Origin of the sequence: Pseudomonas sp. 18173 (assembly GCF_050432945.1) — a bacterium.
In the GTDB taxonomy this organism is placed as follows: domain Bacteria; phylum Pseudomonadota; class Gammaproteobacteria; order Pseudomonadales; family Pseudomonadaceae; genus Aquipseudomonas.
In genome coordinates this window covers 67,309-84,544 of sequence record NZ_JBKFTN010000012.1, presented here as the reverse complement: position 1 = coordinate 84,544, position 17,236 = coordinate 67,309, and the positions used below count along the sequence as shown (strand labels likewise).

At 62.3% G+C, this 17,236-nt stretch carries 18 protein-coding genes; 8 read left to right on the top strand and 10 right to left on the bottom strand.

Features of this window, described 5'->3' with window-relative positions; genetic code table 11:
* Positions 1-46 precede the first annotated feature (46 nt).
* Positions 47-385 carry a hypothetical protein gene (locus ACLD1X_RS15255; protein ID WP_429368971.1) on the top strand — a complete coding sequence of 113 codons (339 nt, stop codon included), beginning with the start codon at positions 47-49 and terminating at the stop codon, positions 383-385.
* 158 nt (positions 386-543) lie between these two features.
* Here ACLD1X_RS15255 and ppk2 read toward each other — a convergent pair whose 3' ends face one another.
* Positions 544-1,461, bottom strand: a complete 918-nt coding sequence (gene ppk2, locus ACLD1X_RS15250; RefSeq protein ID WP_429368969.1) for a polyphosphate kinase 2 — start codon at positions 1,459-1,461, stop codon at positions 544-546.
* Positions 1,462-1,637: 176 nt separating this feature from the next.
* Between ppk2 and ACLD1X_RS15245 the strand changes: the two genes are divergently transcribed.
* The 3 genes from ACLD1X_RS15245 to ACLD1X_RS15235 all read left to right on the top strand — a co-directional run bounded on the left by ACLD1X_RS15245 (position 1,638) and on the right by ACLD1X_RS15235 (position 3,662).
* A complete protein-coding gene (locus tag ACLD1X_RS15245; RefSeq protein ID WP_429368967.1) occupies positions 1,638-2,567 on the top strand; it encodes a Ppx/GppA family phosphatase in 930 nt (309 codons plus the stop codon).
* Between the two features lie 112 nt (positions 2,568-2,679).
* Positions 2,680-3,081: a DUF1801 domain-containing protein gene (locus ACLD1X_RS15240; RefSeq protein WP_429368965.1), complete on the top strand. Its 402-nt coding sequence runs from the start codon at positions 2,680-2,682 to the stop codon at positions 3,079-3,081.
* Positions 3,082-3,272: 191 nt separating this feature from the next.
* Positions 3,273-3,662 (top strand): c-type cytochrome, encoded by a 390-nt coding sequence (locus ACLD1X_RS15235; protein ID WP_429368963.1) that lies wholly within the window; start codon positions 3,273-3,275, stop codon positions 3,660-3,662.
* Here ACLD1X_RS15235 and ACLD1X_RS15230 read toward each other — a convergent pair whose 3' ends face one another.
* Positions 3,663-4,538 (bottom strand): LysR substrate-binding domain-containing protein, encoded by an 876-nt coding sequence (locus ACLD1X_RS15230; RefSeq protein WP_429368961.1) that lies wholly within the window; start codon positions 4,536-4,538, stop codon positions 3,663-3,665. It abuts the gene before it with no gap.
* Between the two features lie 134 nt (positions 4,539-4,672).
* Between ACLD1X_RS15230 and ACLD1X_RS15225 the strand changes: the two genes are divergently transcribed.
* The 4 genes from ACLD1X_RS15225 to ACLD1X_RS15210 are packed head-to-tail and all read left to right on the top strand — an operon-like array spanning position 4,673 to position 8,914.
* Positions 4,673-5,725, top strand: a complete 1,053-nt coding sequence (locus ACLD1X_RS15225; RefSeq protein WP_429368959.1) for an agmatine deiminase family protein — start codon at positions 4,673-4,675, stop codon at positions 5,723-5,725.
* 4 nt (positions 5,726-5,729) lie between these two features.
* On the top strand, positions 5,730-6,638 hold the full coding sequence (gene aguB, locus ACLD1X_RS15220; RefSeq protein ID WP_429368957.1) for an N-carbamoylputrescine amidase: 909 nt from the start codon (positions 5,730-5,732) through the stop codon (positions 6,636-6,638).
* Between the two features lies 1 nt (position 6,639).
* The gene (locus ACLD1X_RS15215) at positions 6,640-7,740 is read left to right on the top strand and encodes an extracellular solute-binding protein (protein WP_429368955.1); all 1,101 of its coding nucleotides are present in this window, start codon (positions 6,640-6,642) and stop codon (positions 7,738-7,740) included.
* A 49-nt stretch (positions 7,741-7,789) separates the two neighbouring features.
* Complete coding sequence (locus ACLD1X_RS15210; RefSeq protein ID WP_429368953.1) at positions 7,790-8,914, top strand: agmatine deiminase family protein; 1,125 nt, start codon at positions 7,790-7,792, stop codon at positions 8,912-8,914.
* Between the two features lie 160 nt (positions 8,915-9,074).
* Here the strand turns inward: ACLD1X_RS15210 and ACLD1X_RS15205 are convergent, their stop codons facing one another.
* The 8 genes from ACLD1X_RS15205 to ACLD1X_RS15170 all read right to left on the bottom strand — a co-directional run bounded on the left by ACLD1X_RS15205 (position 9,075) and on the right by ACLD1X_RS15170 (position 17,018).
* Positions 9,075-9,503 carry a nuclear transport factor 2 family protein gene (locus tag ACLD1X_RS15205; RefSeq protein ID WP_429368951.1) on the bottom strand — a complete coding sequence of 143 codons (429 nt, stop codon included), beginning with the start codon at positions 9,501-9,503 and terminating at the stop codon, positions 9,075-9,077.
* Positions 9,496-10,239, bottom strand: a complete 744-nt coding sequence (locus ACLD1X_RS15200; protein WP_429368949.1) for an SGNH/GDSL hydrolase family protein — start codon at positions 10,237-10,239, stop codon at positions 9,496-9,498. Before ACLD1X_RS15200 ends, ACLD1X_RS15205 begins: the two co-directional genes overlap by 8 nt.
* On the bottom strand, positions 10,226-10,816 hold the full coding sequence (locus ACLD1X_RS15195) for a chorismate mutase (RefSeq protein WP_429368947.1): 591 nt from the start codon (positions 10,814-10,816) through the stop codon (positions 10,226-10,228). The genes ACLD1X_RS15200 and ACLD1X_RS15195 overlap by 14 nt, the downstream gene beginning before the upstream one ends.
* 80 nt (positions 10,817-10,896) lie before the next feature.
* On the bottom strand, positions 10,897-11,187 hold the full coding sequence (locus ACLD1X_RS15190; RefSeq protein WP_429368945.1) for a DUF7693 family protein: 291 nt from the start codon (positions 11,185-11,187) through the stop codon (positions 10,897-10,899).
* Between the two features lie 180 nt (positions 11,188-11,367).
* Positions 11,368-12,921: an amino acid permease gene (locus ACLD1X_RS15185; protein ID WP_429368944.1), complete on the bottom strand. Its 1,554-nt coding sequence runs from the start codon at positions 12,919-12,921 to the stop codon at positions 11,368-11,370.
* A 160-nt stretch (positions 12,922-13,081) separates the two neighbouring features.
* On the bottom strand, positions 13,082-14,242 hold the full coding sequence (locus tag ACLD1X_RS15180; protein WP_429368942.1) for an iron-containing alcohol dehydrogenase: 1,161 nt from the start codon (positions 14,240-14,242) through the stop codon (positions 13,082-13,084).
* 3 nt (positions 14,243-14,245) lie between these two features.
* Positions 14,246-15,637 (bottom strand): aldehyde dehydrogenase family protein, encoded by a 1,392-nt coding sequence (locus tag ACLD1X_RS15175; RefSeq protein WP_429368940.1) that lies wholly within the window; start codon positions 15,635-15,637, stop codon positions 14,246-14,248.
* Between the two features lie 7 nt (positions 15,638-15,644).
* Positions 15,645-17,018, bottom strand: a complete 1,374-nt coding sequence (locus tag ACLD1X_RS15170) for a glutamine synthetase family protein (RefSeq protein WP_429368938.1) — start codon at positions 17,016-17,018, stop codon at positions 15,645-15,647.
* Positions 17,019-17,236 lie beyond the last annotated feature (218 nt).

Below are 17,236 nucleotides of genomic sequence, written 5' to 3'. Positions count from 1 at the left end.
GGCGGGCAACCCAAACTACCGTTGATTTCCTTTCAGGACCTGATTCATGCGCGCTTTTTTCGCCCCGACCCTGGTATTCGCCCCGTTGCTGCTGGCCGGTTGTGCCACGCCGAACAATCCGACCCTGACTTTGCAGACCAGCAAGTCGCCGGAGGAGTACACCCTTTGCGTGGTGCCGAAGTTGCAGCACGATGCGCTCAACCCGACGGTGTCGCAGACCCAGCGCAGCTACCGGATCGTCGTCCCGAGCAAAGTGGCGGCAGACAACGTGCTCGAAACCTATAAGGCCTCCAATGGCGGCAAGGTATTCCTGTACGAACGCAAACTGCTGGCGTCGACGTTCGTGCCATCGACATTCGAGCGTGCGGCGCAGGAATGTCTGTAAGCGTAATTTCAGGCAAAAAAAAGCCGCCGGGAGAGGCAGCAGAAAGTTAAAGCACGCATTGGATGGACTGAGTATGGCGCCTGGTACATGACGATTCGATGACAGGTAAGCAACTGTGGTCAGGGGAAAGCCCCCTCACCACAGATCTTGTGTCGAGATTAGTAGATCTCCGGCACGATGATTTCCTGCGGCACCGGCACCCGTGAATAGTCTTTCTGGCGCACCCGCTGCGGCAATTCGATCGCGGGCAGCTCGACTTCTTCATAAGGCATCTGGCTGAGCAGGTGATGGATGCAGTTGAGTCGGGCCTTCTTCTTGTCGTCGGCCTGCACCACCCACCAGGGCGCTTCGGCGATGTGGGTGCGTTCGAGCATGATTTCCTTGGCCTTGGTATAGGCCTCCCAGCGACGGCGCGACTCCAGGTCCATGGGGCTGAGTTTCCACTGCTTGAGCGGGTCGTGAATGCGGCTGAGAAAGCGCAGGTTCTGCTCCTGGTCGGAAATCGAGAACCAGTACTTGATCAGCTGGATGCCGGAGCGGGCGAGCATTCGCTCGAATTCCGGTACGGTGCGGAAGAATTCCTCGTACTGGTCGTCATTGCAGAACCCCATGACCTTTTCGACCCCGGCGCGGTTGTACCAGCTACGGTCGAACAGCACGATTTCCCCGGCGGCGGGCAAGTGCGAAACATAGCGCTGAAAATACCACTGCGTGCGTTCGCGATCATTGGGCGCGGGCAGGGCGGCCACCCGGCAAACCCGGGGGTTGAGGCGCTGGGTGATGCGCTTGATCACACCACCCTTGCCGGCGGCATCGCGGCCTTCGAACAGGATCACCACTTTGTGGCCGGTCTTGACCACCCAGCTCTGCAATTTCACCAGTTCGCCTTGCAGGCGAAACAGTTCGGCGAAGTAACGGCGCCGGGCTTCTTTCTCGCTGCCATCCTCGATGTGCTCGTCGAACAGTGCGTCCAGGTTGTGTCCGTCTTCCGATAATTCCAGTTCCAGCTCTTCATCACTGATATCGAGCAACTCGCGGTGGATGCGCTGGATCAAGGTGTCCTGATTGGAAAGCATGGTGAGACACTCGCGTCATGGGTGGCACAGCTGACGTTAGTCACAGTTTGTTACGAAGTGGTGATGCCCGGTGGTGTCATCTGGGTGTCATCGAAGTAATGGCAAGATCCTCGCAATCCGTCTTGAGTGCCCGGCGACCGCCAGCCTGCCGGCAGATGAATGTGCAAGGATCCCCTATGAAAGACGCCCCGCTGTTTGCCGCCATCGACCTGGGTTCCAATGCGTTTCGCATGATGATTGGCCAGTCGGTGCGACGGAACCAGCAGATGGTCATCCAGGAAGTGAAGACCCTGCGTGAACCGGTGCGTCTGGCCGAAGGCCTGCAGGGCGGGGCACTCGATGAGCTGGCGCTGGACCGGGGCTGGCAGGCGCTGGCGCGATTCGGCAAGAAATTGCGCGGTTTCGAGGCGGGGCGCGTGCGGGCGGTGGCCACCAGTGCCGTGCGCGAAGCTGACAACGCGCCGCTGTTCCTGGCCAGTGCCGAGCGCCACCTGGGTTTTCGCATCGACGTCATTTCCGGTCACGAAGAGGCGCAACTGGTCTACGCCGGCGTGGCCCACACCTTGCCGGCGCAAAGCACGCGGCTGGTGGTGGATATCGGCGGCGGCTCCACGGAAATGATCATCGGCCGTGGCGACCGGTTGCTGGTCACCGAGAGCATTGCCATCGGCAGCGGCACCTTCGGTGCGCATTACTTCCACGGCGGGCGGATCATCGCCGAAGCGTTGCTGGAGGCCGAGCGCGCAGCCACGGTGCAATTCGAACGCATTGCCCGCCGTTACCGCGCCATGGGCTGGCAGCAGGCGATCGGTTCTTCAGGCACGGCGCGGATGCTGGCCAAGGTGCTCAAGGCCAATGGCCTCAATGACGACGGTCAAAGCGGCATCACCTACGGCGGCCTGTTGCGCCTGTCGTTGCGCCTGCTGGAAGTCAAACATGTGAAACACCTCAAGCTGGCGGGGCTGCCCACCCATCGCCTGAGCATCTTGCCCGGCGGCCTGGTAGTGATGCTGGCGGCGTTCAAGGTGTTCGGGATCACGCATATGATTGCCTCCGAGCCGGGATTGCGGTTCGGCGTGCTGCATGGATTGATGAGCAAACACTAGAAACCTGCCAGCCGTATCGCGTTGTGCTGCCGTTAGTCCCCTGCGCTTAAAAAACCTCGAACACCGTCTACCCTCATCGGTCACAACCCTCATGAAGAAGGTGCAGACGGGTATGCAAACGGACAAGGTTGACTCAAACGAAGCCTCGGCACTGATCGACGAGCGAATCCGCGAACTGGCCGACTGGCGCGGCGAAACCCTGGCCCGCATCCGCCAGATCATCCGCCAGGCCGACCCGCAAGTGATTGAAGAGTGGAAGTGGCGGGGTGTGCCGGTGTGGTCTCGTGCCGGCATCATCTGCACTGGCGAAACCTACAAACAAGTGGTGAAGATGACCTTCGCCAAGGGCGCTTCGCTGGACGATCCGGCGAAGCTGTTCAACGCCAGCCTTGAAGGCAATACCCGCCGTGCGATCGATATTCGCGAGGGTGAGTTGATCGACGAAAAGGCCCTGACGGCGTTGATTCAGGCGGCAATCGAGCTCAATACATCCCGATCTCAATCCAAAAAGTAAGCCATACACCAGACCCTGTGGGAGCGGGCTTGCCCGCGAAAGCGGTGCATCATTCAATATTGAAGTCGACTGACACTCCGCTATCGCGGGCAAGCCCGCTCCCACAGGGATTGCGTCCATTTGATCACTTGGGATATCCCCGGCGCGCATGTTCCAATAGCCATCCGGCAACACCCGACTGGAATCGCAACATGAAAAATCTCGCCGCACTGACTCTCGCATCGCTACTCACCGCCGGTCTGCTCTGTACACCCACCCTTGCCGCAGGCGATGCGCAGGCCGGGGAAAAAGTGTTCAAGCGCCTCTGCAGCGGCTGCCATCAGATCGGCGAATCGGCGCGTGCCTTCTTTGGCCCGCAGCTCAATGGCGTGATCGGTCGCCACTCCGCCGTAACCACGGACTACGTGTATTCCGATGCGATGAAATCAGCCAATCTGGTCTGGGACCGCGAAACCCTGATCGCCTACCTCGAAGCACCGAAGAAGGTCGTCCCCGGCACCCGCATGATTTTCTGGGGCCTCAGCGATCCGGAAAAAATCGAAGACTTGCTCGCCTACCTGCAAACCTTCCCGGCGCAATAATCACGCCGTGGCCTGCTGGTCGGCCGCCAGATTGTCGACCAGCCACTCGGTAAAGGCCCGCGCCATCGGGATGTTCTCGCTGTCACGGTGCGTCAGCAGCGCCCAGTTCGGGCCGCGGATGGTTTGCTCCACCATCGGCTGCAACAGTCCATTGGCCCGCGCCTGCCGGCTCAGCAACTGGCTCACCAGCGCAATGCCGAGCCCGCTGCAGGCCGCGTCCAGCAGTAAACCCGGATCGGAAAAATTCAGCCCCTGATCCATCTGCCCCATATCGATTGCCGATTCCACCGCCCAGTGGCTCCAGTCCATTTCCCGCTCGCCATGCAGGGTGGTGCGCTGTGCCACCGGCACGGCCAACAGGCTCGGGTGACACGCCGGGTAGAGGCGGTCGGCGTGCAGCACCTTGAAACTGCATTCGGCCTGGGAGCTGATGTCGTCGCGCACCGCCAGGTCGATGGTCTGGCTGGCCATGTCCGGCACTTCATCGGTGCTGAAAATCCACAAGTCGACCTGCGGATGCTGCCGACGGAAATCCCCCAGGCGCGGCAACAACCAGTGCCGGGCAAACGCCGGGGTGGTGTTGAGCACCAGTTGATTGGGCTTCTGGTATTGCCCCAACCGGCGAATGCCCACCGCCAGTTGCTGCAATAACGCCTGGGTGGTGCTTAGCAGATCGTGACCGGCATCGGTCAGGCTGACGCTGCGCCCGCTGCGATAGAACAGCGGTTGTTCCAGGTAAGCCTCAAGGCTGCGGATCTGCTGGCTGATCGCCGATTGGGTGAGGTGCAGCTCTTCGGCGGCCTTGTGGAAACTGCCCAGCCGGGCGGCGGCTTCGAAGCCGCGCAGGGTGCTCAGGGGCGGCCAGTGTTTGAGCATATCGATAAGTTCCTCTAATCAGTTGCCTGCAAAATCCATCGTTTGTTTGCCCGTTTTACCAGCCGTAGCATGCATGCCAAGACCGCCAAGGCCGTTTTCATTGAACACAATGACTTAACTTAGAGGTACTTGTCATGCAGCAGAACGCAATTCAAAACAGCGGTTGGACGATGCCAGCCGAGTGGGTCACCCACGCCGCCACCTGGATGGTCTGGCCGCACAACAAGACCCTTTGGGAGTCCGGCTGGCGGGTGACCCTGCCACAGGTCCAAGAGGACTTCGCCCGCGTGGCCAACGCCATTGCCCGTTTCGAACCGGTGAAACTGGTGGTCGACCCGTCGGCAGTCGCCAGCGCCAAGGCCTTGTGTGGGCCGAACATCGAGTTGATCGAACTGGCGGTCAACGACAGCTGGTGCCGTGACTCCGGCCCGAGCTTCGTCTGCCACCCGCAGCAAGGCCTGGCCGGTGTGAGCTGGCGTTTCAATGCCTGGGGCGGCAAGTCGGCCCACGATCTGGACGAAAGCCTGGCCCGTCGTGCGCTCAACCAGTTGGGGCTGGAGTGTTTCGGCACGGCGCTGAGCAACGAGGGCGGTGCGATTCATGTGGACGGCGAGGGCACGCTGATCACCACCGAGTCGGTGTTGCTCAACCCCAATCGCAATCCGGGCGTGACCAAGGCCGAGATCGAAGAGATCTTCACCCGCCTGCTGGGTGTGAAGAAGACCATCTGGCTGCCGGGCGATCCGGACTATGTGACCGGCGACATGACCGACGGCCACGTCGACGGCGTGTGCGCCTTTGCCCGTCCCGGCGTGTTGCTGGTGGACGCCACCCACGACAAGCAATCGGTGTACGCCGAAGTGGCCCGCGAGAACCGCCGAGCCCTGGAGCTGGCCACCGACGCCCAGGGCCGCAAGTTCGAGCTGATCGAACTCTATGAAGCCACCGACGCGGTAGACACCGAGGCCGAAGTGTTCTGCGCTTCCTACACCAATTTCTACATCGCCAACGGTGCGATCATCATGCCGGCCTATGGCATCGATGCCGACAACGTCGCGGCCGAAGTGCTGGCGCAGGCATTCCCGGGGCGCGAAGTGGTGCCGGTGCGGATCAACCATCTGGCCCATGGCGGCGGCGGTGTGCATTGCATCACCCAGCAACAGCCGGCCTGGCCGGTGCGGGGTTGATGTCATGACACTGCTGACCATCGCCACCACCCAGATGCCTTGCACCTGGGACCTCAAACACAACCTCGATCAGGCCGAGCAACTGGTCCGCGAGGCCGCGGCCAAGGGCGCGCAGGTCATCCTGCTGCAGGAACTGTTCGCCACGCCGTATTTCTGCATCGAGCAACACCACAAGCACCTGGCGCTGGCCGAGGAGTATCGCGACAGTCACGTGCTCAAGCGCTTCGCCGCGCTGGCCAGGGAATTGGGGGTGGTGCTGCCGCTGAGCTGGTACGAGAAGGCCGGCAATGCCTACTTCAATTCGTTGAGCGTGGCCGACGCCGACGGGCGTCTGTTGGGCGTGTACCGCAAGACCCACATCCCCAACGCCATCGGCTATCAGGAGAAGGAATACTTCAGCCCCGGCGACAGCGGTTTCCGGGTCTGGGACACCGCGTTCGGGCGCATCGGCCTGGGCATCTGCTGGGACCAGTGGTTCCCCGAAACCGCCCGCTGCCTGGCCCTGATGGGCGCCGAAGTGCTGCTGTTCCCCACGGCCATCGGCTCCGAGCCTGGCTGCGCCAGCCTGGATTCGCGCGATCACTGGCAGATGACCATGCGCGGCCACGCCGCCGCCAACCTGCTGCCGGTGGTGGCCGCCAATCGTGTTGGCCGGGAAGCGGCGACCACCGACCCGACCCTGCAAATGAGCTTCTATGGCTCGTCGTTCATCTGCAACCACAAGGGCAAGTTGCTCGCCGAGGCCGACCGCGACAGCACCGGCGTGCTGGTCCACAGCCTGGACCTGGCGGCCATGCGCGAAGACCGCCTGACCTGGGGCATCTACCGCGATCGCCGGCCGGAAATGTACGGCGCCTTGTTGACCCAGGACGGTCGTCAGATCCATTCACGCTGGGCAACCCAAGGGGTGTGACATGAACACGATCAACAAGCTGTGCCTGGCCATGGGGCTGGCGCTGAGCTGCGCGGTGCCTGCGCTGCACGCCGAGGAGAAAACCCTGCGGCTGTACAACTGGGCCGATTATTTTGCCGAGGACACCCTCAACAAGTTCACCGCCGAAACCGGGATCAAGGTGATCTACGACGTCATGGACGGCAGTGAAACCCTGGAAGCGAAAATGCTCGCCGGCGGCAGTGGCTACGACCTGATCTTCCCCGGTGACACCGTGGCCGAACGCCTGATGCGCGCCGGCAGTTTGCAACCTCTGGACCCGTCAAAGATCACCGCCCTGAACGACGTCGAGCCCGGCCTGCAAAAGCTGCGCTCGCACTATGAGCATTCGAGCAAGGCCACGGTCCCGTATACCTGGGGCACCATCGGCCTGACCTACAACGCCGAGCAGATTGCCAAGCGTGCGCCGGACGCACCTGTCGATAGCCTGGACATGCTGTTCAAACCGGAACTGGCGGCGAAGTTCGCCGACTGCGGCATCTCGATGATCGATTCGCCGGACGAAGTGCTGGCCGTGGTGCTCAACTACCTCGGCCGCGATCCACGCAGCGCCAAGCCAGCCGACCTGGCGGCGGCGAGCGAGCTGCTGATGAAGCTGCGGCCGTACATTCGCAAGTTCCAGTCGCAACCGGTGACTGACCTGGTCAACGGCAACCTGTGCATGTCCCTCGGCTACAGCGGCGACATGACCCAGGCGCAGCGCACGTCTGACAGCGCCGGCAAGAAAACCACCTTCCACTACCGCATTCCCCGCGAAGGCACCACGGTGTGGATGGACACCATGGCCATTCCCGTCGACGCGCAGCATCCGGAGTACGCCTACGCGTTCATCAACTTCGTGATGCGCCCGCAGAACATGGCGGCCATCAGCAACTTCACCGGCTACCCGACCTCCAACGCCAAGGCGCGGCCGGACGTCGATGCCGCGATGCGCAACAACCCGGACATCTACCTCGATGAAGCCACCTACGCGCGGCTGATTCCCGGCAAGGACATACCTCAGTCCGACATGCGGGCGCGCATGCGCACCTGGACCAAGTTCAAAACCGCTACCGTTAAATGATCACCGGCCGGCCCCAGGGCCGGCCACACCCGAGATATCAGGAAAATACATGCCGACACGTCGAACATTCATCAAGCAGGTATCGCTCGTCGCCGGACTGGGCGCGGTGGTGTCCATGGGATTGGGCTTTGCCTCCCTGCCAGTGCGAGCGGCCGGTAAAGGCAGCTGGTACATGCCCGATGAAGGGGACAAACACCAGCGGGCCTTCATCGCCTTTGGCGCACAGGCCGCGATCTGGGAGGATTTCACGCCCCACGTGCAAGACGCCCTTGGCCGGATTGCCCGCGCGATAGCCGAATACGAGCCGGTCACCGTGTTCTGTCGCCAGAGCGAACGGCGCCTGGCCGAAACCAAATGCGGCAGCCACAACACCACCTTCGTGATCGCCGAGCTGGACGACATCTGGATGCGCGACATCGGTGCCAATTTTGTCGTCGATGGCAACGGCGACCTCGGTGCCGTGGACTTCAACTTCAATGGCTGGGGCAACAAGCAGCAGCATGAGGAGGATGCGCAACTGGCCGCCCTGGTCGCCGGAGACGCCAAGGCGGATTACCTGCGCAGCGAGCTGGTGGGCGAGGGCGGTGGCATCGAAGTGGATGGCCACGGCACCGGGATCATGACCGAAAGCAGCTGGATCAACCGCAATCGCAATCCCGACTGGAGCAAGGCCGAAGTTGAAGCAGAGCTGAAAGAACGGCTGGGCCTGCGCAAAATCATCTGGCTGCCGGGGATCAAGGGCAAGGACATCACCGACGCCCATGTCGACTTCTATGCGCGCTTCGTCAAGCCCGGTGTGGTGATCGCCAACCTCGACAACGACCCCGAGTCCTACGACTACAAGGTCACTCGCGCCCACCTGGAAATCCTCGAAAACGCCACGGATGCCGGTGGTCGCAAATTGCAGGTGCATACCGTGTCGCCACCGCTCAACCCGCGCAACAGCAAGTTCAGCAAGGACAACCCGGATTTTGCCGCCGGCTACATCAACTACTTCGTGATCAATGGCGCGATCATCGCACCGCAATTCGGCGACAAGGAAGCCGATGCCAAAGCCTTCGACCTGCTGTCCGAACTCTACCCGGACCGCGAGGTGGTGCAGCTCGACATCGACGCGATCTCCGCGGGCGGAGGCGGCATTCACTGCGTGACCAGCCACCAGCCGATGGTGTGATGGCTCCCGGATTTACACAAAACCTGTACCTGTAGGAGCGAGCTTGCTCGCGATGGTCGTTAACGAAAACGCGTGCTTGCTGACTAAACGCGGCGCCCTTGAGTTCATCGTCGGAACGCCGCCCGGAGCAAGCTCGCTCCTACAGGGGAGGGGCAGGCAGTCAGGCCTTGCTGGCCTTCAGGTAAGCACCGAGGCGCCGTCCCATTTCCTCACCCAACGCCTGCAAGCCGCTCAGCGGTCGCACCATCACTTCAAATTCGACGATCTTGCCGTGTTCGTCGAAGCGGATCATGTCGATGCCCTTGAGCTCTTTCTCGCCGACTTTGGCGCTGAATTCGAGAATCACGTTCAAGCCATCCGCCGTCGCCAGTTCACGGTGATAGGCAAACTCCTCGAACACGTTCATCACTGTGTTGAGGATCATCGACACCACCGGCGCCCCCGGATACGGCTTGTGCGCCATCGGCGAACGGAACACCGCCTGCGGATCGAGCATATCGGGCAAGGCGCTCAAGTCGCGCTTGTCGATCATCGCGTGCCATTGTTTCAGGGACGCTGCGACGTTGGGGTTCAGGTTCAGCTCAGACATCTTCAACTCCTGTTTTTATTGTGGTGGTGCGAAAACGTTGGTCGATCACCCTGGCGGCATCGTCGGCCCATTGACGGTAGAGCATCGGCCCCGGATGAAAACCATCGCTGGCCATCAAGCCGGGTTCGGGTGCCAGCGGGGTGCTCAGCAGCGTACATTGATCCATGCGTGCGGCCAGGTCTGCAAGCTGTGCATTGAAACGACGCGCGCGAAACCCCAGGAACCAGCGCAGCGGTTGCGGCAGGGCGGGGAACAAATGCATGGGCGGAAGCGGCGACAGCACAATCTGCCTCACCGCAAATCTGTCGCATAACAGCGCGATCAATCGCCGTTGCCGAGCGAGCCACTGATCCAGCGAGAGTGAACTGGTGACATCGTTGACGCCAATCGACAACAGCGCCACATCGAACGGCTCCGGGGCGTGCTGTTCCAGCAACTCCAGCAACCCTTGCGAATCCAGACCGGAGCGCGCCAAGAGTTTCCACGACACCCGATAATCATCGGCCAGGCGCTCGACCAGCCGACCGCTCAGGGCTTCTCTTTGAGTCGCCGCACCCACACCGGCAGCGGCGCTGTCGCCCACAATCAACAAGCGCAGAACGTCGCCACTGCCGGCCTCGCCCAGGCGTTCACCTTCGGCCTCCGGCAACCTGGGCGTCACCCGTCGCGTGTACAGGCCCTGCACCAGCAACAGCGGGCCGAGGAGGATTTTGGCGAGGGTTTCAGTGTGGCTCATCTGACGTCATCGCCCCACGACACAACTCGCCTGTTGCACGAATCATCGCCTGGCCATGCAGGTAATCCTTGATCAGCGCGGAGCGTTCCGTGGCCAGCCATTGCGGGCAGTTCGGGTCTTTACGGTAGGGCAGGAAGGCGGCGTATTGCTTGAGCAGCAGGTTTTGCAGGTTGTCGAGCTTTGGCCGAATTTCGTTGTTGAGGTCCGGCCGTGGGGTGTCCGGTGCCTTGTGCGCCGCTTGCCATTGCGCGAGCCGGCCGTATTGCAGCAGTTTGCTGGCTTCGATCTGCGCTGCGATCAGGTCGGCGACATCGTCGGGGTCGAGCTTGCGCTGGGCCGCCTGCTTCCTGGCGTTGGCGATGACCTGTGCTTCCCGGGCGTTGTCCTGGACCGGTTTGCCGCTGTCCCACTTGGTCAGCGCCACCAGTTCACTGATGTTCAGCCGCTCATTCATGGTCGCCAGCAAGGGTTGCAAGGCATCGGGCGCCGGGGGCGTCGTGCCGGCAAGGGCACCACCCGTGAACAAACCGAGCAGGGTGCAGGCCAGCCAGTGCGGCAAGCGTAGTGAACGGGGCATGGGCAGAACCTCCTTGGACGCAGAAACACTGCGGCTTGTGTATCACAAGTACGGCCAGGGAACGATAGGTTGCGAAGGATTCAGGCCAGCAGCCGTTCAATCTGCGCCAGTTCCCAGGTGCTGAGCAGACTCACCGGGTCGGTGCCGAAGCGCTGCCCGTTATCGAACGCATACTCACGGCCATCGGGGCTCTGGCCGTGCAAGCAGTGGCGCAAGTGGCCGGCGTCGACGTCGAGCGTCAGGCGCCAGCCGTCGATGTCGACCCGCACCTGGCTGGACTCGCAAGCTTCGTCGACTCGCTTGAACATGCGAATGCCCTGGGCGGCATCGCGCAACTGTTGGTAAACCTCGCGGGCGGTGAGGGCGGGCACTGGTCTCTCCGGGGTGGAATCGGGGGAGGCACAGGATAGATCATCAGCCTGCAAAAAAGCCCGGTTGATGACGCCCGAACCCTGTAGGAGCGAGCTTGCTTGCGATGGACTCAAGAGCGCCGCGTTTAGCCAGTAAACACGCGTTATCGTTAACGACCATCGCGAGCAAGCTCGCTCCTACTATTTCCTGTTCAACGCCGCTTCCGCCGCGGCAATTTCAGCCTGGCGCTTGACGATCATGTCGCCCACCGGCGGCCCCTGGAAGCGTCGCGCTTCAAACCCGAACCAGACGATGGCGGTCAGGATCAGGAAGCCGATGGTGATGTACAGCGCCCAGTCGTTCGGTGGCTGGATGCCGATGACGAAGATGATCACCATCGACAGGACCGAGAGGAGGGCGAACACCGAGTACCAGAAGCGCCCCATGTTCCACGGCCCCATGGTCGGCCACTTCGACGTCCCGTAGGTAAACAGGCCGAGCACGATGGGGATGGCGAAGGAGAAGAACAGGAAGATCACCGTGCAGGACACCACGATGGTATAGACCGGCGTTGCCCCGACCGAGATCACCGACGAGCCCCAGTCGAACAGCACGGCGAGGGTCGCACCGGTCCAGATCGCCGCCACCGGGCTGCGAAAGGTCGGCGACACCGAGGCCAGCGCTTTCGAGCAAGGCAGGCCACCATCCCGGGAGAACGCGAAGATCATGCGCGAGACCGAGGTGACCGTGGCCAGCCCGCAGAGTACCTGCGAGATGAAAATCGCCACGTACAGCACGTCCCGAAGCAACGGGTTCACCTGCGTATTCATGGCCCAGAAAAACACGTTCCAGCCTTGTTTGGCCGCCTCGTCCATGCTCGGCAGCATCAGCACGAACGCGCTGAGCATCAGCCAGCCGAACAGCAAGGACCAGACCACCGACATGACCATGCCACGGGGCACCGACATGGCCGCATTGCGGGTTTCCTCGGAAGTATGCGCGGAGGCGTCATAGCCGGTGATGGTGTAGATCGGCAGCAGCAGGCCGAGCATGAAGATCCAGCCGTTCGAGACCTGCGGCCAGACGCTGCCGCCCACTTCGCCGGAATAGTTGTTGAAGGTCCACAACCGGGCGAATTCATAGCTGGGCGCCGAGATCAGGCAGACGATGGTCAGCGCCAGCGCCGTGGCGAAAATCAGGTAGCCGGAGAAGTCGGTGAGCTTGGCGGTCAGGCCGATGCCCAGGTGGTTGCACAGGGCCTGCAGGCCGGTGAGGATCGCCAGGAAAATCACCCTGACCGTGGTCGTGTCCTCCATGCCCAGTGCCGGTCCGAAGGCACCGAAAAAGAAGTAATAGGTGCCGACGTTGATCGCCCCGAGCACCGTGACCAGCCCCAGCAGGTTGAACCACGCGGTCAGCCAGCCGGTGAAGCGGTTACCGAGAATCGAGCCCCAGTGGTACAGGCCGCCAGCGGTGGGGTAGGCCGAGGAAATCTGCGCCATGGCCATGGCGAACACCCCGGAGATCAGGCAGCCGATCGGCCAGCCGATGCCGATGGATATGCCACCCGCGCCCGAGGTGCCCTGGGCCAGCGAGTTGATGCCACCCGAGAGGATGCAGATGATCGAAAAGGAAATGGCAAAGTTGGAGAAAACACCCATTCGTCGCGAGAGTTGCTGGGCATAGCCCATGCTGTGCAGCACCTTGACGTCCTCGTCGTGCGCGTCGGTGCCGGGCTGGCTTGCTGGGTTCATGATGTGTGCCCCTTCAGGTTCTGGACAGGCCGAACTGAGCCGCCGTAGGCTCGACCTTGGTTTTCTGCAGGAGCGAGCTTGCTCGCGATGGACTTGTGAATGACGCGGGGTGTCAGGCTCCCCGCGTCATCGTTGACGTTCATCGCGAGCAAGCTCGCTCCTACAGACGGCCGTGTAATGCCGCGTCGAAAATCCTTGCCACACCTTCCCGGGTCAATGACAGCGGGTTGCCGCCAGCGGAGGGGTCGACAATCGCCATGTCAGCGATCAGGTCGGCCTGTTGGTCATCCACACCCAGTTCAACCAGGGTATGGGGCACGCCGATGTCCTTGCGCAGCTTGAGGACGAAGGCCTGAAAACTGTCGAACCCCGGGGAGGGCAGGCGCAGGTACGCCGCCAGGCGGGTGATGCGCTCCTCGATGGCCGTGCGATTGAATTGCAGGACATAAGGCATGAAGGTGGCGTTGGTCATGCCGTGATGGGTGTCGTACAGCGCGCCCACCGGATGCGACAGCGCATGCATCCCGCCCAGGCCTTTCTGGAATGCCGTGGCGCCCATCGCCGCCGCCGCGAGCATTTGCGCGCGCGCCTCAAGGTCCGAGGGTGTGTGTACCGCCTTCACCAGTGCATTGGCCACCAGGCGTATGCCTTCCACGGCAATGCCATCGGCCAGCGGGTGAAAGCCGGGGGCGCAGTACGCTTCCAGGCAGTGGGCGAATGCATCCATGCCGGTGCCGGCGGTGATTTTGGCCGGCATGCCGACGGTGAGGGCCGGGTCGCTGATCACCACGCGCGGCATCATTTTCGGGTGGAAGATGATGCGTTTGGTGTGGGTGCGCTCGTCGATGATCACCGCCGCGCGACCGACTTCGGAACCGGTTCCCGCCGTGGTCGGCACCGCAATGACCGGGGCGATGCGGCTTTCGTCGGCGCGGGTCCAGTAGTCGCCGATGTCTTCGAAGTCCCAGACCGGACGGGTCTGGCCGCTCATGAAGGCAATCAGCTTGCCCATGTCCAGGCCGCTGCCGCCGCCGAAAGCGATCACGCCGTCGTGCTTGCCGGCACGCCAGGCGTCGAGCCCGCCGGCCAGGTTGGCTTCCACCGGGTTGGGCTTGAGGTCACAGAACAGCGCCACGCCAAGACCTGCGGCACGCAACGCGTCCAGCGCAGCCGTGGTGATCGGCGCGCGCGCCAGGCCGCTGTCGGTCACCAGCAACGGCCGCTCGATACCCTGGCTGCGACAGACGTCAGCCAGTTCGGCAATGCGCCCGACACCGAAACGAACGCTGGTGGGGTAGTTCCAGTTTCCTGTCAGGTTCATGGTCTACACCTCGTGACGCAGATGAAAGGATTTGGCGCGGGTCAGGTGTTCGTAGCCCAATGGCGACAGCGTGACGCCGCGCCCGCTGTGCTTCACGCCGGTCCAGGCCAGTGCCGGGTCGAGGTAATCGCAGCGGTTCATGAACACCGTGCCGGTGGCGATGGCGTTGCCCAGGCGTTCGGCCGCTGCGAGATCTTGCGTCCACAGCGAGGCGCTGAGCCCGAACGGGCTGTCGTTCATCAAGGCGATGGCCTCGTCATCGCTGGCCACCGGCATGATGCCGACTACCGGACCAAAGCTTTCGTCGCGCATGACCGACATCTGATGGTTCACATCCACCAGCACTTGCGGCGCGAGGTAGGCGCTGCCTGGTACGTCGGCGGCAAATGCCTGCGGATCGATCAGCGCCGTCGCACCTTGGGCCAGCGCTTCGGCGATCTGCCCACGGACGAAAAATGCGGCGCCCGGTGTCACCAGCGGACCGAGGGTGGTGGCTTCGTCCAGCGGGTTGCCCAGCACGTACTGGCGGGTCAGTTCGGCGAAGCGCTCGACAAACACCGGGAAGATTTTCCGGTCGACGTAGATACGTTCCACGGCGCAGCAACTCTGCCCGGAATTGAAGAAGCTGCCGTCCACCAGGTTTTCCACCGCATGTTCAAGGTTGGCGTCTGCGCGGACATAGGCCGGGTCCTTTCCGCCGAGCTCCAGGCCCATGCCGAGAAATTGTCCGCTGGCGGCGCCTTCCATGACTTTGCCCGCCTCCACGGAGCCGGTGAAATTCACCTGCTGCACGCGCCCGCAAGCAATGATCGCCCCGGTCGATACATGGTCGAGCAGCAGGTTCTGGAACAGCCCCTCGGGCAGTTTGGCGCGACGCATGGCCTCGGCGAAGCGCTCGCCCACCAGCAGCGTCTGGGACGCATGCTTGAGGATCACGCTGTTGCCGGCCATCAACGCCGGAATGATCGTGTTCACCGCCGTCAGATAGGGGTAGTTCCACGGAGCGACCACCAGCACCGTGCCCAGCGGCTCGCGCTTGATATAGCGTCGAAATCCCGCCACGGGTTCTGGCTCCACATCCGCCAGGGCCTGCGGCGCGATAGCGATCATGTGCCGGGCGCGTTCGGCAAATCCACGCAGCTCGCCGGCGCCATAACGCACCGGGCGGCCCATCTGCCAGGCCAGCTCCGGCACGATGTCCGTCTGCATCGACAGCATCGCGTCCACCGCGGCCGTGCAAAACGCCGCGCGTTCGCTCAGTGAGCGGCGTTGCCATGACACCTGTGCGCTGGCAGCGGCTGTCAGCGCCTGCTCGACCTGCGCCGCATCGGCCACCTCGCGTTCGACGTACACCCGGCCATCGACCGGGGAGATCAGTTGAACCTTCGCAGTCATGATGTTCTCAATAGCGCTCGAAGCCGCGCTGCAATTCCCAGTCGGTGATTCGCCGGTCGTACTCTTTCTGTTCCCACTCGGCGGTGTGCACGTAATGGTCGACCACCTCGTCGCCGAACGCCTTGCGCAGCATGCTGGAGGCCTTGAGTGCGGCGCTCGCCTCGCGCAGTGTCTTGGATACTTCCGGCAAATGCTCATCCAGGTAGGCGTCACCTTCGAACGGCGGCGCGAGGTCGAGCTTCTCGTCGATACCGGCCAGGCCCGCAGCGATCAAGGCGGCAAAGGCCAGGTAGGGGTTGAGGTCGGCGCCACCGATGCGGCATTCGATGCGGATGGCCTTGCTGCCTTCGGCGCACAAACGAAAGCCGGCAGTGCGATTATCGCGGCTCCACACCGCCCGCGTCGGCGCAAAAGTGCCAGCCTGAAAGCGCTTGTAGGAGTTGATGTAGGGCGCGAGAAAGCAGGTGATGTCATTGGCGTACCTGAGCTGCCCGGCGACCCAGGCACGCATCAGTTTCGACATGCCGAACTCGGCTTTGGCGTCGAAGAACAGCGGCTTTTTCGCGTTCTTGTCCCACAGCGAATTATGGATGTGGCTGCTGGAGCCGGCGGCGTCGTAGCGCCACTTGGCCATGAAGGTGATCGCCTTGCCCTGCAGCTGCGCGATCTCCTTGCAGGCGTGCTTGATGATGACGTGGTGGTCGGCCATGGTCATGGCATCGGCGTAGCGGATGTTGATCTCTTCCTGGCCCGGGCCCCATTCCCCCTTGGAGTTCTCCACGGGAATGCCCGATGCCTGCAAATGCTTGCGGATCGCCCGCAGCACCGGCTCTTCGCGGGTGGTCTGGAGGATGTTGTAGTCCTCGATGTAATGGCCGGCGGTTTTCGGTTTGTGATAGTTGCGCTTGTGGATCGCCTCGTAGCTCTCATCGAACAGATAGAACTCGAGTTCCGAGGCAAACATGCCGGTGTAGCCGCGCGCGTGCAGGCGCTCGACCTGTTTTTTCAGAATCGCGCGAGGGCTGTGGGGCAGGTCCTGGCGGTGGTGGTGATCGAGCACGTCGCACAGCACCAGCGCCGTGCATTCCAGCCAGGGAACGCGCCGCAGGGTGGACATGTCGGGCTTGAGCACGAAGTCGCCATAGCCCTTGCTCCAACTGGCCGCGGCGTAACCCGGCACCGGCTCCATGTCGATGTCATCGGCCAGCAGGTAGTTGCAGCAGTGGGTTTCTTCGTGGCCGCTGTCGATGAAAAACTCGACCTGGAATCGCTTGCCGACCAGCCGTCCCTGCATGTCGATCATGCAGACCAGCACGGTATCGATTTCGCCGGCAGCCGCGGCACGTTTGAGTTCATCAAAACTGAGGAGGGGCTCGGTCATCACGTCAATCCTGCGTGAAAGGTTTGGGCCAGTCTGAGATCGCTGTTGCAGACGCTCTCCAGAAACACCCAAAACCTGCAGAACCGAGCATCATGAGCAACGAGTTGATCAAAGCTTAGCCTACCGTTGCAATTGTAGGAGCGAGCTTGCTCGCGATGGTCGTTAACGATTACGAGGGGCGACTGGCTAATCGCGGTGCTCTTGAGTTCTTCGCGAGC

Bases quoted from the DNA above. Each gene is read 5' to 3' on its own strand.
- ACLD1X_RS15255 (WP_429368971.1), top strand. From the start codon at position 47: ATGCGCGCTTTTTTCGCCCCGACCCTGGTATTCGCCCCGTTGCTGCTG.
- ppk2 (WP_429368969.1), bottom strand. From the start codon at position 1,461: ATGCTTTCCAATCAGGACACCTTGATCCAGCGCATCCACCGCGAGTTG.
- ACLD1X_RS15245 (WP_429368967.1), top strand. From the start codon at position 1,638: ATGAAAGACGCCCCGCTGTTTGCCGCCATCGACCTGGGTTCCAATGCG.
- ACLD1X_RS15240 (WP_429368965.1), top strand. From the start codon at position 2,680: ATGCAAACGGACAAGGTTGACTCAAACGAAGCCTCGGCACTGATCGAC.
- ACLD1X_RS15235 (WP_429368963.1), top strand. From the start codon at position 3,273: ATGAAAAATCTCGCCGCACTGACTCTCGCATCGCTACTCACCGCCGGT.
- ACLD1X_RS15230 (WP_429368961.1), bottom strand. From the start codon at position 4,538: ATGCTCAAACACTGGCCGCCCCTGAGCACCCTGCGCGGCTTCGAAGCC.
- ACLD1X_RS15225 (WP_429368959.1), top strand. From the start codon at position 4,673: ATGCAGCAGAACGCAATTCAAAACAGCGGTTGGACGATGCCAGCCGAG.
- aguB (WP_429368957.1), top strand. From the start codon at position 5,730: ATGACACTGCTGACCATCGCCACCACCCAGATGCCTTGCACCTGGGAC.
- ACLD1X_RS15215 (WP_429368955.1), top strand. From the start codon at position 6,640: ATGAACACGATCAACAAGCTGTGCCTGGCCATGGGGCTGGCGCTGAGC.
- ACLD1X_RS15210 (WP_429368953.1), top strand. From the start codon at position 7,790: ATGCCGACACGTCGAACATTCATCAAGCAGGTATCGCTCGTCGCCGGA.
- ACLD1X_RS15205 (WP_429368951.1), bottom strand. From the start codon at position 9,503: ATGTCTGAGCTGAACCTGAACCCCAACGTCGCAGCGTCCCTGAAACAA.
- ACLD1X_RS15200 (WP_429368949.1), bottom strand. From the start codon at position 10,239: ATGAGCCACACTGAAACCCTCGCCAAAATCCTCCTCGGCCCGCTGTTG.
- ACLD1X_RS15195 (WP_429368947.1), bottom strand. From the start codon at position 10,816: ATGCCCCGTTCACTACGCTTGCCGCACTGGCTGGCCTGCACCCTGCTC.
- ACLD1X_RS15185 (WP_429368944.1), bottom strand. From the start codon at position 12,921: ATGAACCCAGCAAGCCAGCCCGGCACCGACGCGCACGACGAGGACGTC.
- ACLD1X_RS15180 (WP_429368942.1), bottom strand. From the start codon at position 14,242: ATGAACCTGACAGGAAACTGGAACTACCCCACCAGCGTTCGTTTCGGT.
- ACLD1X_RS15175 (WP_429368940.1), bottom strand. From the start codon at position 15,637: ATGACTGCGAAGGTTCAACTGATCTCCCCGGTCGATGGCCGGGTGTAC.
- ACLD1X_RS15170 (WP_429368938.1), bottom strand. From the start codon at position 17,018: ATGACCGAGCCCCTCCTCAGTTTTGATGAACTCAAACGTGCCGCGGCT.